At 74.8% G+C, this 16508-nt stretch carries 2 protein-coding genes (1 of these 2 running past the window's edge); both read left to right on the plus strand.

Features of this window, described 5'->3' with window-relative positions; translation table 11 throughout:
• Positions 1–12435: a type I polyketide synthase gene (locus tag OG709_RS28410; protein ID WP_329168066.1), complete on the plus strand. Its 12435-nt coding sequence runs from the start codon at positions 1–3 to the stop codon at positions 12433–12435.
• Positions 12435–16508, plus strand: partial view of a type I polyketide synthase gene (locus OG709_RS28415; protein ID WP_329168067.1) — the 5' end (the start) only. It continues 11049 nt past the right edge of the window; only the first 4074 of its 15123 coding nucleotides appear in the window; its start codon is at positions 12435–12437; its stop codon lies off the right edge, out of view. The genes OG709_RS28410 and OG709_RS28415 overlap by 1 nt, the downstream gene beginning before the upstream one ends.

The following is a 16508-nucleotide window of genomic DNA, read 5'->3' on the forward strand; positions in this document are numbered from 1 at the left end:
ATGTCCAGTTCCGACATGTCCGGTTCCGGCTCATTCGACTCCGGCTCACTCGACTCCGGCTCATTCGGTTCCGGCTCATTCGGTTCCGGCGACGAGCCGGTCGCGATCGTGGGACTGGCCTGCCGACTGCCCGGAGCGCCGGACCCCGAGGCCTTCTGGCAGCTGCTCCGCGACGGGCGGAACGCCGTCACCGAGGTGCCCGCGGGGCGCGAGCCGGCCGGTGGCCGCTGGGGCGCGTTCCTCGACGGCGTCGACCGGTTCGACGCCGAGTTCTTCGGTATCACCCCGCGCGAGGCGGCCGTACTCGATCCCCAGCAGCGCCTCGTGCTCGAACTCGCCTGGGAGGCGCTGGAGGACGCCCGGACGGTCGGCGACGACCTGCGGGAGAGCCCGACCGGCGTGTTCGTCGGCGCGATGCGTGACGACTACGCCGTCCTGCTCAACCGGGCGGGCGCCGAGGCCGCCAACCACTACACGATGCCCGGTGTGAGCCGGGGCGTCATCGCGAACCGGGTGTCGCACTTCCTCGGACTGCGCGGGCCCAGCCTGGTGATCGACGCCGGGCAGGCGTCCTCGCTCGTCGCGGTGCACCACGCGGTGCACAGCCTGCGGCGCGGGGAGAGCACGCTGGCCCTCGCGGGCGGCATCAACCTCAACCTGGCGGCCGAAACCGGCCTGATCGCCGAGGAGTTCGGCGGGCTCTCGCCGGACGGCCGCTGCTACGTCTTCGACGAACGGGCGAACGGGTTCGTCCGCGGTGAGGGCGGCGTGGTCGTCGTACTCAAGCTGCTCTCGGACGCCCTCGCCGCCGGGGACCGTGTGTACAGCGTCATCCGCGGCGGCGCCGTCAACAACGACGGTGCCACGGACGGGCTGACCGTCCCGAGCGAGCAGGCGCAGGCGGCGGTACTCCGGGAGGCCTACCGGTCGGCAGGCATCCGGCCGGGCGCCGCGCAGTACGTCGAGCTGCACGGCACCGGGACGCCGGTCGGCGACCCGGTCGAGGCCGCCGCGCTGGGCGCGGTACTGGGGGCGGACCGGGCACCCGGAAACCCCCTGCTGGTCGGCTCGGCCAAGACGAACCTCGGGCACCTGGAGAGCGCCGCCGGGATCACCGGCCTGCTCAAGACGGTGCTGGCACTGGCGCACGGACGGATCCCGGCGAGCCTCCACCACACCCGCGGCAACCCGCGGATACCCCTGTCCGAACTGAACCTGCGCGTTGCGCAGGAGCTCACCGACTGGCCCGAACCGGACCGCCCGGCGGTCGCGGGGGTCAGCGCGTTCGGGATGGGCGGGACCAACTGCCACCTGGTGCTGTCCCAGGCACCGACGCAGGCACAGGCGCAGGCACCGGCACCGGTCACCGAGTCGGACGCGGACGTCGCACCCGGTCAGGAACCCGCGGTGGTGCCGTGGTTGTTGTCGGGTCGTGGTGCGGCTGGTCTGCGGGGTCAGGCGGCTGCGTTGAGCGGTCTGGTGGATGTGGCTGATCCGGTGGATGTGGGTTGGTCGTTGGCGACGACGCGTGCGCGGTTCGAGCACCGTGCGGTGGTGGTGGGCGGGTTCGGGTCCGGGCTTGCCGGGTTGGTGGCGGGTGAGCCGTCGGCCGGTGTGGTGTCGGGTGTGGCGCGCCCGGTGGGGCGGACGGTGTTCGTGTTCCCCGGGCAGGGGGCGCAGTGGCCGGGGATGGGCCGGGCGTTGCTGGAGTCCTCACCCGTGTTCGCGGGGATGGTGGCGCGTTGTGAGGAGGTGTTGGCGGGGCTGGTGGGCTGGTCGGTGACGGATGCGTTGCGGGGTGTTCCTGGTGGTGAGTCGTTGGAGCGGGTGGATGTGGTGCAGCCTGCTTCGTTCGTGGTGATGGTGGCGTTGGCGGAGTTGTGGCGTTCGTACGGGGTGGAGCCCGCGGCTGTGGTGGGGCATTCGCAGGGCGAGATCGCCGCGGCGTACGTCGCCGGGGTGCTGTCACTGGAGGACGCGCTCACGGTGGTCGTGGCCCGGTCCGCGCTCATCGCGGGGCTCACCGCCGAGGACACGGACCCAGGTACGGACCGGGGCGCGATGGCGTCGGTGGGTGTCCCGGCGGACCGCGCCGGGGCTCTTCTCGCGCCCTGGCAGGACCAGGTGTCGGTGGCGGCGGTGAACGGCCCTTCACAGGTGATCGTCTCCGGCGCCACGACGGCCGTCGACGAACTCCTCCTGGAGTGCGCCCGGTCGGACATCCGGGCCCGCCGGATCGCGGTGGACTACGCCTCGCACTCGCCCGCGATGGAGGAACTGCGCGAACCGCTGGCCGTCCGGCTGGCCGGGATCGTCCCGCGCGCGGGACGGGTGCCGATGCTGTCCACGGTGACCGGTGAGTACGCCGACCCGCTCACCATGGACGGCGCGTACTGGTTCCGGAACCTGCGCGAGCCGGTGCGGTTCGCCGACGCGATCGGACGGCTGGCGGCCGACGGGCACGGCGTGTACGTCGAGGTGTCCTCGCACCCGGTGCTGGGCGCTGCCGTGGAGGAGACCGCCGAGCAGGCCGGGGCCGCACCCGACGCGGTCACCGGGTCGCTCCGCCGCGACGACGGCGGACTCGCCCGACTCCTCTCCTCCGTAGGGGAGTTGTGGGTCAAGGGTGTCGAGGTCGACTGGACGGCGGCCTACCGTGGTACGCGGCCGAACACCGTCGCGCTGCCCACGTACGCCTTCCGCCGCAGGCGCCACTGGTTCGACACCGTGGCCCCCGAGACCCCCGACGACGACACCCTGGCCGGTGCGGTGGCGGGGCGGCTGGCGCAGGCCGGAGCGGACGAGCGGCTGCGCATCCTGCTGGACCTGGTGCGCGCGCACACCGCCGCGATCCTCGGCCACGGCGACACCGCGTCCGTGCCGCCCCGGAGCCCGTTCAAGGACCTCGGCCTCGACTCGCAGTCCTCGTTGCGCCTGCGCCACCGGATCTGCGAGGCCCTGGACATCACGCTGCCGAACACCGTCCTCTTCGACCACCCGACACCCGCCCGGCTGGCGGACCATGTCCGTGACCATCTCCGGACGCACGGCCCGGCCGTCGCTCCGGGCGGCACGCGGGACGCCTCGGAAGCCCGGCCGGCTCCGGCGGTCCGGTCCGCACCCGTACCCGTACCCGTTTCCGCTTCCGTTTCCGCGCCCGCGCCGCACGAGCCGATCGCGATCGTCGGCATGGGCTGCCGGTTCCCTGGCGGCGTCCGCTCGCCCGAGGACCTCTGGGAGCTGGTGAGTTCGGGCACCGACGCCGTCTCGCCGTTCCCCGCGGACCGCGGCTGGGACCTCCAGCGGCTGCTGACCGGCCCCGGCCTCCCCGGCGGCTCCGCCGTGGCGCAGGGCGGATTCCTGCACGACGCGGGCGACTTCGACCCGGAGTTCTTCGGGATCAGCCCGCGCGAGGCACTGGCCATGGACCCGCAGCAGCGGCTGCTGCTCGAAACCTCCTGGGAGGCGCTGGAACGCGCCGGGATCGACCCGTCGCAGCTCGGTGGCACCCGGACCGGTGTCTTCGTCGGCGCGATGGCGCAGGAGTACGGTCCGCGCCTGCACGAGGCGTCGGACGGGCTCGAAGGCTACGTACTGACCGGGACCGCCGGCAGCGCGATGTCCGGCCGGATCGCCTACGTACTGGGTCTGGAAGGGCCCGCGATGACGGTGGACACCGCCTGCTCGGCCTCTCTGGTCGCGATCCATCTGGCCGTACGGTCGCTGCGCGGCGGCGAGTGCTCCCTGGCGCTGGCCGGTGCGGCGACCGTGATGGCCCGCCCCGGCATCTTCGTCGAGTTCAGCCGGCAGAGCGGGCTCTCCCCGGACGGGCGGGTCAAGGCGTTCTCGGACCGTGCCGACGGCACCGGATGGGGGGAGGGTGTCGGCACCCTGGTGCTGGAGCGGCTCTCCGACGCCCGCCGCCACGGACACCGGGTGCTCGCCGTCCTTGAAGGTTCGGCGGTCAACTCCGACGGCGCGAGCAACGGACTCACCGCGCCGAACGGGCCCTCGCAGCAACGGGTGATCCGGCAGGCCCTGGCCGATGCCGGGCTGCGCCCGTCCGACATCGACGCCGTGGAGGCGCACGGCACCGGCACGGTGCTCGGCGACCCGATCGAGGCGGGCGCGCTCATCGAGGTCTACGGACACGACCGCACCGGGGGACAGCCGCTCTGGCTCAGCTCGGTGAAGGGCAACATCGGGCACACCCAGGCCGCCGCGGGCATGGCCGGGGTGATCAGGACGGTGCAGTCGATCCGGCACGGACTGCTGCCGGAGAGCCTGTACGCGGACCCGCCGTCCACGCAGGTGGACTGGTCCGCCGGGGACGTCCGGCTGCTGACCGGGCCGGCGCCGTGGCCGGCGGGGGACCGCCCGCGCCGGGCGGGCGTCTCCGCGTTCGGGGTGAGCGGCACCAACGCGCACGTGATCATCGCGGAGGATGCCGGGGCGGAGGTCGCACCGGAGACGGGGGAGGGGCTCACGCCGGAACCCGGGATGGAGATCGCGCCGGAGACCGGGGCGGGGTTCGCGGAGGAGACCGGGGCGGGGTTCGTGGAGGAGACCGGTTCCGCGCCCGCCGTCCAGGGCCGGTCCGGCTCCCCGGCCGCTCTGCTGTCCCCGGGCGAGCCGCTGCCGTACGTGTTCTCCGCCCGCACCACCTCCGCCCTGCGGGAACAGGCCCGTCTGCTCCGGGGGCTGCTGCGCGACGACCCTGCCGTGCGACCCGCCGATGTCGCCTACACCCTGGCCACCGGCCGGGCGCGGTTCGACCGGCGTGCCGTGGTCCTCGCTGCGGACCGTGCGGAACTCGACCGGACACTCGCGGTGCTCGAAGACGACGGCGAGGCCGCCGCACTGGTGCGCGGAGTGCCTGCGGAGGACCACCGGGTCGTCTTCGTCTTCCCCGGCCAGGGCGGTCAATGGCTGGGCATGGCCGCCGAGTTGCTCGACTCCTCACCGGTCTTCGCGCAGCGGGTGAGCGACTGCGGCCTGGCGCTCTCCGAGTTCGTCGACTGGTCGCTCGTCGATGTCCTGCGAGGCGTCGAGGGGGCGCCGTCACTGGACCGCGTCGACGTGGTGCAGCCCGCGCTGTTCGCGACGATGGTCTCGCTCGCCGCGCTGTGGCAGGCCGACGGGGTCCGGCCCGCCGCGGTGATCGGCCACTCGCAGGGGGAGATCGCCGCCGCCTGCGTGGCCGGGGCGCTGAGCCTGCGGGACGCGGCCCGGGTCGTCGCACTGCGCAGCCGGGCGCTGCTGACCACCCTGGCCGGGCACGGCACGATGGCCTCCGTCTTCCGGCCCGTGGAGCAGGTGACCGAACTGCTGAGCCGGTGGGAGGGCCGGATCTCCGTCGCCGCCGTCAACGGGCCGGGCTCCGTGGTGGTCTCGGGCGAGACCGAGGCGGTCGCCGAACTGCTCGCCGTCTGTGCGGAGTCGGACATCCACGCCAGGGCCGTCCCGGTCGACTACGCCTCCCACTCCGCCCAGGTCGAGACCCTCCGGGCCGAACTGGCCGAGGTGCTCGCGCCGGTCCGGCCGCGCCGCGCCGAGGTGCCGTTCTGGTCGACGGTCACCGCGAACGTGCTCGAAGGGACCGAGCTGGACGCCGACTACTGGTACCGCAACCTGCGCTCCACCGTGCGGTTCGAGGAGACCACCCGGCGGCTCGCCGAGGCCGGGCACCGGATCTTCGTGGAGTCGAGCCCGCATCCGACGCTGACGATCGCGGTGCAGCAGACCCTGGAGCACGCGGACGCCCACGACGGGGTGGCCATCGGCTCGCTGCGCCGGGGCGACGGCGGGCTCCGCCGGTTCCGCACCTCACTCGCGCAGGCGCACGCCCACGGGGTGGAGCCGGACTGGGACGCGGTGTTCGCCGGGCACGGTGCGCGCCAGGTCGACCTGCCGACGTACCCGTTCAGCCGGGAGCGGTACTGGTGGGTGCCGCCGACGGAGACCGCGGCGGCGCCGCACGACGCGGCGTCGGCGGCCGGGCCGGGCGTGGCGGACTGGCGCCACGACATCGTCTGGCGGCCGGTGCCCGACCCCGCGGGCGGGTCCCTGTCGGGCGACTGGCTGGTGGTGGCCCCTGCGGCGACCGCCGGTACGCAGCAGTACGAGGAGGTGCTCGGCGCCCTGCGGAACGCGGGCGCGGACATCGTCCCGTGCACCCTCGCGGACAGCGCGGACAGCGCGGACAGCGCGGACAGCGCGGACAGCGCGGACAGTGCGGACGCCACTGACGATGCGTCGGCCGCGACCCTGTACCGCGCACTCGTGGACGCGCTGACGGGCCGGGAGTTCGCCGGGGTGCTGTCCCTGCTCGCGCTCGACGAGCGGTCGGGCCCCGCCGCCGCGGTGGCCGGCACGGCCGCCCTGGTGCGGGCGTCGGACGAGGCGGGATGCGCGGCGCCGCTGTGGTGTGCCACGCGTGGCGCGGTGTCCACCGGGCCGTCCGACCCCGCCGCCCGCACGGCACCGGCGGCGGTCTGGGCGGCGGGCCGGGCCGCGGCCGTCGAACACCCCCGGACCTGGGGCGGTCTGGTCGACCTTCCGGAACGCTGGGACGTACGGTCCAGGGCCCGGCTGGCGGCGGTGCTCGGCAGCGCCGGGCCGGAGGACCAACTGGCCATCCGGCAGGCCGGACTGTTCGCCCGCCGGCTCGTCCGGTCGGTGCGCGGCGCGCCCGTACGACCGGACTGGAGGCCGCGCGGCACGGTCCTGATCACCGGCGGCACCGGCGCGCTGGGACTGCGGCTCGCCCGGTGGCTGGCCGGACGCGGCGCCGAACGCCTCGTCCTGGTGAGCCGCCGGGGAGCGGACGCCGAGGGGGCCCGCGCGCTCGCGGCGGACCTCGCGGACACGGCCACCGCACTCTCCGTCGTCGCCTGCGACGTGACCGACCGGGCCGCGCTGGGCGAACTCCTCGCGGGGATCGGCCAGGACCGGCCGCTGACCGCGGTGTTCCACGCGGCCGGGGCCTGCGAACTGGACCCGCTGGTACGGACGGGACCCGGGCAACTGGCCCGCGTCCTGCACGCCAAGACCGAAGGGGCGGCCGTCCTCGACGAACTCCTCGCGGACACCCCGCTGGACGCCTTCGTCCTCTTCTCCTCGATCTCCGCGACCTGGGGCGTCGCCGACCACGCCGCCTACGGCGCCGCCAACGCCTGCCTGGACGCCCTGGCCGAACAGCGCAGGGCCCGCGGCCTGTCCGCCACCTCGATCGCCTGGGGCCCCTGGGGCGGCGGCGGGATGATCGACCCGAGCCTGTGGCCCGCGCTGGCCGCCACCGGCCTCCCGGTCATCGACGCGGACCTGGCCCTGGACGCGCTGCAACTCGTACTCGACCACGACGAGACCGCGCTCGCCGTCGCGGACGTCGACTGGGAACGCTTCACCGCCGTGTTCGGCGCCGCACGGCCGAGCCCGCTGCTGGGCGAACTGACCTCCGCCCCGGCGGCCGGGACGCGGCCCGCCGAGGAGACCCCGCCCGCGTCCGCGCTCCGTACGCGGCTGGCGGGTCTCTCCGAACCGGACCGGCGGGAAGCGGTTCTCGACCTGGTGCGGGAGGAGACGGCGAAGGTCCTCGGACACACCGATCCCGGCGCCGTCGCCGCCCGACGCGCCTTCAGGGACATCGGATTCGACTCGCTGACCGCGGTCGAGCTGCGCAACCGGCTGGCCGCGGTGACCGGCACCAAGCTGCCCACGACGCTGGTCTTCGACCACCCGACGCCCACGCTGCTCGCCGAGCAGCTGTGGCGGGAGGCCGAAGGGCTGATCGCGGAGACCGAGGAGCCGGGACCGTCCGGTGCGGCGGACGGCGAACCGCTCGCGATCGTCGGTACCGCCTGCCGGCTGCCCGGCGGCATCGCCGGGCCCGCCGACCTCTGGCGGCTGCTGACGGAGGGCGGCGAGGGCGTGGGCGGGCTGCCCGCCGACCGCGGCTGGGACCTGGACGCGCTCTTCGACCCGGACCCGGACCGGCACGGCACCAGCTACACCAGGGCGGGCGGATTCCTGTCCGGAGCAGCCGAGTTCGACCACGAGTTCTTCGGGATCTCCGCACGGGAGGCGCTGGCGATGGACCCGCAGCAGCGGCTGCTGCTGGAGACCTCCTGGGAAGCGTTCGAGGACGCGGGTCTCGTCCCGGACGAGCTGAAGGGCAGCAACACCGGGGTGTTCGCGGGCATCCTCGCGCCGGACTACGGACAACCGCACGGCATGCCCGGCGAGTTGGAGGGCTACCACGTGACGGGCGGCGCGCCGAGTGTGGCGTCCGGCCGGATCGCGTACACCTTCGGTCTCACCGGGCCCGCGCTCACCGTCGACACGGCCTGCTCCTCCTCACTGGTGGCCCTGCACCTGGCGATGCGGGCCCTGCGGTCCGGCGAGTGCGAACGCGCGCTGGTCGCGGGCGCCGCGGTGATGTCGACCCCGACGCCGATGGTCAGCTTCAGCAGGCAGCGCGCCCTGTCGGCGGACGGCCGGTGCCGGTCGTTCGCCGAGGACGCGGACGGCTTCGGGATGGCCGAGGGCGTCGCCGTACTCCTCGTCGAGCCGCTGTCGGTGGCGCGGCGCGACGGGCACGAGGTGCTGGCCGTGGTGCGCGGCTCGGCGGTGAACCAGGACGGCGCGTCCAACGGCCTGACCGCGCCCAACGGCCCGTCCCAGCAGCGGGTGATCCGGCAGGCCCTGGCGAACGCGGGCCTGTCGGCCACCGAGGTGGACGCGGTGGAGGCGCACGGCACCGGCACCCGTCTCGGCGACCCGATCGAGGCACAGGCGGTGCTCGCGACGTACGGCGCCGGCCGGCCCGCCGACAGCCCGCTCTGGCTGGGCTCGGTCAAGTCGAACCTGGGGCACACCCAGGCCGCCGCCGGGGTGGTCGGGGTGATCAAGATGGTGGAGTCGCTGCGGCACGGCATCCTGCCGATGACCCTGCACGCCGGTGAACCCACCTCACGGGTCGACTGGGACGCGGGCGGCGTACGGCTCCTCGCCGCGTCCCGCCCGTGGCCGGAGACGGGCCGCCCGCGCCGGGCAGGGGTCTCCGCCTTCGGTATCAGCGGCACCAACGCGCACGTGATCCTGGAGCAGGCACCCGAACCCGCTCCCCGCCCGGCGGCCCCGGCCGCCCGCGCGACGGGCGCCGTGCCGTGGACCCTCTCGGCGACCGGACCGACGGCGCTGCGGGCCACGGCGACCGCGCTGACCGCTTCGGCCGGGGAGGCCGATCCGTACGACGTGGGCTGGTCGCTCGCCACCAGGCGCGCCCGCTTCGAGCACCGCGCCGTCGTGACGGGCGACCACGGCGCCGCGCTGACCGCACTGGCCGCCGACGGCACGGCCCCCGGGCTGGTGCAGGGGGTGGCGGGACCGCTGGGCAGGACCGTGTTCGCGTTCCCCGGCCAGGGAGCGCAGTGGGCCGGTATGGCGGTCGAACTGGCCGCTGAATCCCCGGAGTTCGCGGCCCGGCTCGCGGAGTGCGAGACCGCGATGTCCGCGTACGTGGACTGGTCGCTGACCGAGGTGCTGCACGGCGTGGACGGCGCGCCGACGCTGGAGCGGGTCGACGTGGTCCAGCCCGCGTCGTTCGCGGTCATGGTGTCGCTGGCGGAACTGTGGCGGTCCTGGGGGGTGCGGCCCGCCGCGGTCGTCGGCCACTCGCAGGGCGAGATCGCCGCGGCCTGCGTGGCGGGGGCCCTGTCGCTGGAGGACGCCGCGCGGGTGGTCTGCCTGCGCAGCCGGGCGATCACCGCGCTGGCGGGCGCGGGCGGCATGGCCATGGTCTTCCTGCCCGAGGACCGGACCGCCGACCTGCTGCGGCCCTACGGAGGGCGCATCACGGTCGCCGCGGTCAACGGCCCCCGCTCGGTGGTCCTCTCCGGCGACCGCGACGCGCTGGAGGAGCTGCGCCGGGTCTGCGAACGCCGGGAGATCCGGCTGCGCATGATCCCCGTCGACTACGCCTCGCACTCCGTGCACGTGGAGAAGATCCTCGACGAACTGGCCACCCTGCTCGAACCGGTCGCACCGAGGACGCCGGAGGTGCCGTTCTTCTCCACCGTCACCGGCGACTGGATCGACGGCCCCCTACTGGACGCCGCCTACTGGTGCGCGAACCTGCGGCAGCCGGTGCGCTTCGCCGACGCGGTCCGCGCCCTCTCCGCCCAGGGCTTCGGGCTCTTCGTCGAGTGCAGCCCGCACCCGGTGCTGCTCGCGGCGATCGAGGAGACCCTGGAGGACCGCGACGACCTCTGCGCGGTGGGCTCGCTGCGCCGCGACGAAGGCGGCCTGGAACGCTTCCTGTTGTCGCTGGGCGCCGCCTGGGTGCGCGGCGCCCCGGTCGACTGGGGCCGGGCCTTCACCGACGGCGCCGCGCGGACCGTACCCCTGCCGACCTACCCGTTCACCCGCAGGCGCCACTGGCTGGAACCCCCGGCCGCGGCGGCCCGCAGGGACGAGTCGGCCGCCATCGACGGCTGGCGCTACCGCCTGGAGTGGACGCCGGTACCGGCGCCCGGTGCCGCCTCCCGGCTGACCGGCGACTGGGTCGTGGTGACCCCGCGCGAGGCCGTGCAGCCGGAGCTGGTGGAGACCGTGGTCAAGGGCCTCACCGCACGCGGCGCCACCGTGCACCGGCTCACCGCGGGCCAGTTGGCGACGGCGGCCGGTGAACTGCCGCCGTTCGTCGACGGGGTGCTGTCCCTGGCCGCCCTCGACGAGCGGCCCGAGGCGACGCAGCCCGCGGTGACCACGGGTCTCGCCGACACGGTCGCCTCGGTACGGGCCCTCGCCGGGGAAGCCGCCGACGCACCGCTCTGGCTGGCGACCCGGGGCGCGGTGACCACGGCCGACGACGACCCGGTGACCAGCCCCGCGCAGGCGCAGATCTGGGGCCTCGGAGTGGTGCTCGGTCTCGACGAACCCGAACGCTGGAGCGGACAGCTCGACCTGCCGGCCGTACTGGACGACGCGGGCCTCGACCGGCTGGTGGACGTACTCGCCGGGGGCACCGGGGAGAACGAGGTGGCGCTGCGGGCGGGCACCGTACTCGGGCGGCGGCTCGTACCGGCCCCCGCCGGACCCGCCGAACCGTGGCGGCCCCGGGGCACCGTCCTGATCACCGGCGGTACCGGGGCACTCGGCGCCCATGTGGCCCGCTGGGCCGCCGCGAACGGCGCCGCGCACCTGGTCCTCACCAGCCGCCGCGGCGCGGACGCGCCCGGCGCGAAGGAGCTGTACGAGGAGCTGACCGGACTCGGCGCGCGGGTCACGATCGCGGCCTGCGACGTCGCCGACTCCGGCGCACTCGCCGCGGTGCTCGCCGCGATCCCGGCCGGTGATCCGCTCACCGCGGTGGTGCACGCGGCCGGACTCACCCAGCCCGAGATCCCCGTGGCGCACCTGTCCACCGACGAACTCGCCCGCGTCATCCGGGTCAAGACCGAGGGGGCCCGCAATCTGGACGTCCTGACCGCGGGCACCGAACTGGACGCCTTCGTGCTGTTCTCCTCGGGCGCCGGAACCTGGGGCGACCGGGGCAAGGGCGCCTACGCCGCGGCCAACGCCCACCTGGACGCACTCGCCCACCAGCGGCACGCCCGCGGCGAGGTGGCGACAGCCGTCGCCTGGGGCGCCTGGGCGGGCGGCGGCATGGTCGACGGTGAAGTGGCCGACCTGCTCACCTGGCGCGGGGTGCGGATGATGCGCCCCGAGTCGGCCGTACGGGCCCTCGCGGTCGCCGTCGGCAGCCGCGACACCAGCATCGCCGTCGCCTCGTTCGACCTCTCCCGCTTCCTGCCGCTCTACACGATGAAGCGGCCCAGACCGCTGGTCGAAGCGCTCGTCGCGGCCCAGCAGGTGCCGCACCAGCGGGACCAGGGCAGCGGGCCGGAGCCCGATCCGCAGGACCGGACCCCGGCGCTCGCCCGCCGCCTCGCCGGACTGTCCGCCGACGAGCAGGAAGCGGTACTCGTGGACGTCGTACGGCGGGAGGCCGCCGGGGTGTTGAAGGCACAGCCGGACGAGATCCGGCCGAAGCGGGCCTTCAAGGAGATCGGCTTCGACTCACTGACGGCGCTCGAATTCCGTAACCGCCTCAACGCGGCGACCGGACTGCGGCTGCCCGCCACGCTCGTCTTCGACCACCCCACTCCGCTGCTCCTCGCCCGGCAGGTGCGCGACCAGCTGTCCGGCCGCACGGACCCCGTACAGGACGGGCTGGACCTGCTGGAGGCAGGCCTCGCGTCCCTGCCGGAGGACGACCGGTCCCGCGCCGACATCGTCGAGCGGCTGCGCACGCTGCTGCGCAGGGCCGAAGCGGCCGACGGCTCCGGCACAGGCGCGCAGTCGCACGACGACCTCGCGGCGGCGACCAACGATGAGATCTTCGACCTGATCGACCGGGAGTTGGGCATCTGATGAGCGGCGCGACCGAAGAGCGGCTCCGGGAGTACCTGAACCGGGTCACCGCGGATCTGCGGACCACCCGGCACCGGGTCAGGGAGCTGGAGGACCAGCAGCTCGAACCCGTCGCGATCGTCTCGATGAGCTGCCGGTACCCGGGCGGCGCGGACACCCCCGAGAAGTACTGGGACCTCGTCGCGGCGGGCGCCGACCTCGTCGGCGACCTGCCCACCGACCGCGGCTGGGACCTGGCGGGCCTCTACCACCCGGACCCCGACCACCCCGGCACCAGCTACACCCGGCACGGCGCCTTCCTCCGGGACGCGGCCGGGTTCGACGCCGGATTCTTCGGGATCTCCCCGCGCGAGGCGCTGGCGATGGACCCGCAGCAGCGGCTCCTCCTGGAGACGGCGTGGGAGGTGTTCGAACGGGCGGGCATCGACGTGGAGAGCCTGCGCGGCGAGCGCGCCGGGGTCTTCGTCGGCGCCAGCAACCAGGGCTACGGCACCTCGCTGCGCACCACCCCCGAGGGCGTCGAGGGCCACCTGCTGACCGGTGGTTCCGGCGCCGTCCTGTCCGGCCGCATCGCGTACACCCTCGGTTTCGAGGGTCCCGCCGTCACCGTCGACACCATGTGTTCGTCCTCCCTGGTGGCCCTGCACCTGGCGGTCCAGGCGCTGCGCTCCGGCGAGTGCACGCTGGCGCTCGCGGCGGGCGCCACCGTGATGGGCACACCGCGCAACTTCATCGAGTTCAGCAGGCAGTCGGGCCTCGCGGTGGACGGCCGCTGCAAGTCCTTCTCGGACGACGCGGACGGCACGGGCTGGGGCGAGGGCGTCAACGTCCTGCTCCTCGAACGGCTCTCGGACGCCCGGCGCAACGGTCACCAGGTACTGGCGGTGGTACGCGGCAGCGCGACCAACCAGGACGGCGCGTCCAACGGCCTGACCGCACCGCACGGCCCCTCGCAGCAGCGGGTGATCCGCCAGGCACTGGCGAACGCCGGGGTGCAGCCGGCCGAGGTGGACGCGGTGGAGGCGCACGGCACGGGCACCGCGCTGGGCGACCCGATCGAGGCGCAGGCGATCCTCGCGACGTACGGCCAGGGGCGCGGCGACGGCGACCCGCTGTGGCTCGGCTCGGTGAAGTCGAACATCGGCCACACCCAGGCGGCTTCCGGCATCGCGGGTGTCATGAAGATGGTCTCGGCGATGCGGCACGGGACCCTGCCCAGGTCGCTGCACGTCGGGACGCCTTCGTCGTACGTGGACTGGTCGTCCGGAGCCGTCGAGCTCCTCACCGGGACGCGGGAGTGGCCGCGGACGGACCGGCCCCGGCGGGCGGGTGTGTCGTCGTTCGGCGCCAGCGGGACGAACGCGCACGTGATCCTGGAACAGGCCCCCGAAGCCGACCCGGCCGACGAGGGGACTCAGCCCCACCCGCGGTCCGTACCCGTACCGGTGGTGCCGTGGGTGATCTCCGCGCGCACCCCCGCCGCGCTGCCCGCCCAGGCGGCCCGGCTGCTGTCCGCGGTGGACCACCTGTCCGGGGCGGATGTGGGACTGTCCCTGGCGACGACCCGCGCCGCCCTCGAACACCGCGCGGTGGTCCTCGGCACCGACCCGGACGGGCTGTGCACCGGGCTGCGGGCGCTGGCCGACGGCGCGCTGCCCGCGCCCGGAGTGGTGTCCGGGGTGGCGGGCGACGGGCTGACCGCCTTCGTCTTCTCCGGCCAGGGCAGCCAACGGGCCGGAATGGGACGGGAGTTGGCCGCCGCGTACCCGGTTTTCGACGCCGCGCTGAGTGACGTGTGCGACCACTTCGACCGGCTGCTGGAGCTGCCGTTGCGCGAGGTGATGTTCCACGACCCCGACGGCCTGCTCAGGGACACGGGCTGGGCGCAGCCCGCGCTGTTCGCCGTCGAGGTGGCGCTGTTCCGGCTGGTGGAGTCCTGGGGTGTGCGCCCCGACTGTCTGGTGGGACACTCCGTCGGCGAACTGGCCGCCGCCCACGTGGCCGGTGCGCTGTCGCTCGCGGACGCCTGCCGCCTGGTGGCGGCACGGGCCGAGCTGATGCAGGAACTGCCGCAGGGCGGCGCGATGTGGGCGGTGCGCGCCTCGGCTGCCGAGGTCGCACCGCTGCTGACCGAGGGCGTGTCGGTGGCCGCGGTGAACGCGCCGGGGCAACTCGTGCTCTCCGGCTCCCGCGTAGCCGTGGAGTCGGTCGCTGCCGCACTGCCCGGCCGGGAGAACCGTTGGCTGGAGGTCAGCCACGCCTTCCACTCGGTACTGATGGACCCGATGCTGAAGCGGTTCGGCGAGGCGGCGGCGGGCATCGGCACCGGCCGCCCGCAGATCCCGGTCGTCTCCACCCTGACGGGCGAGCCCGTACAGGAGTTCACCGCCCGGTACTGGGCGGACCAGGTGCGGGGCACGGTCAGGTTCGCCGACGCGGTGACCGGGGCGCGGGCGCTGGGCGTCACCCGGTTCCTGGAGCTGGGACCGGCCGGATCACTCCTCGGCGCGATCGGTGAGACCTGCGACGACGAGGCGCTCGCCGTGGCGCTGCTGCACCGCGACACCCCCGAGCCGCGGACCGCGGTGACGGCCCTCGCCCGGCTGTGGACGGACGGCTGCCCCGTCGACTGGCACCGGTTCCACGCTCCGTCCGGCGCGGCGGCCACGCCCCTGCCGACGTACGCCTTCCAGCGCGAGCACTACTGGCTGACGGACCCGGACACCGGAAGCGCCCACGAGCCCGACCCGGCCGACGCCGCCTTCTGGGCCACCCTCGGCAGCGGCGACACGAGCGCCGTCGCCCGAGCGCTCCGAGTGAGCGAGGACGCGCCGCTGAGCGCCGTCCTCCCGGCCCTCACGCACTGGCGCGCCCAGCAGCGCGACCGCTCCACGCTCGACTCCTGGCGCTACCGCGTCGACTGGGTACCGGCCACCGGTCGCACCCCGGCGCGGCTCACCGGCCACTGGCTCCTGCTGACCTCGGCGGACCGGGCGCCCGGTGACGGGACGTACGGTGAGGGGACGCCCGGTGACGGGAAGTCCGGCTGCGAATCCGGCTACGAGAAGTCCGGCCATGAAGCAGCTGAACTGATCGGGCATGCCCTCCGCCAACAGGGCGCGACCGTAACCGAGTTGACGCTCACCGCCGACCTGGACCGGGCCGGGATCGCCGCGCTGCTCTCCGGCCACCCCGATGCCGCCGGGGCGGTCTCCCTGCTGGCCCTGGACGAGCGCCCGCACCCCGCCCACCCCGCGCTGACCACCGGCCTCGCCCTCAACCTCCTGCTGGCCCAGGCCCTCACCGACCAGGACACGCCCGTCCCGCTGTGGCTGTGCACCCAGGACGCCGTCCCGGCCGGTGGCGACGACCGGGTCAGCAGTCCCGGGCAGAGCCCCACCTGGGGCCTCGGTCTGGGCATGGGTCTCGAACACCCAGACCACTGGGGCGGGTTGATCGATCTGCCGACGGCTGTCGGCCCCGGCGACGCGGGGCAGCTCGCCGCCGTACTGGCCGCGGACGACGGCGAGGACCAGACGGCGATCCGCGCGGGCGCCACCCTGCTGCGCCGACTGCGCCGGGCCCCCGCGCCGCAGGACGACGGCCGGCAGTGGCGGACCAGCGGGGCCGCGCTCATCACCGGCGGCACCGGCGGCCTGGGTGCGCACACCGCACGCTGGCTGGCACAGGCGGGCGCCGAACACCTCGTACTGACCAGCCGCCGTGGCCCCGACGCGCCGGGCGCCCGCGAACTGGCGGCGGAACTCACCGCCCTGGGCCCCCGGGTCACCGTCGTGGCCTGCGATGTCACCGACCACGCGGCGCTGGCCCGCCTCGTGGCGGACGTGCAGGGCGACGGACCGCGGATCAGGACCGTCGTGCACAGCGCCGGGGTCGGCGAGCTGGCGCCGCTGGCCGGGACGGACCTGGACGCGTTCGCCGCGGGCGCGCACGTGAAGCTGGCCGGGACCGCGAACCTGGACCGGCTGTTCGACCGCGCCGACCTGGACGCGTTCGTCCTGTACTCGTCGGTGGCCGCGCTCTGGGGCGCCGCCGACCACGGCGCCTACGCC

The sequence above is a fragment of the Streptomyces sp. NBC_01267 genome (assembly GCF_036241575.1).
GTDB lineage: Bacteria > Actinomycetota > Actinomycetes > Streptomycetales > Streptomycetaceae > Streptomyces.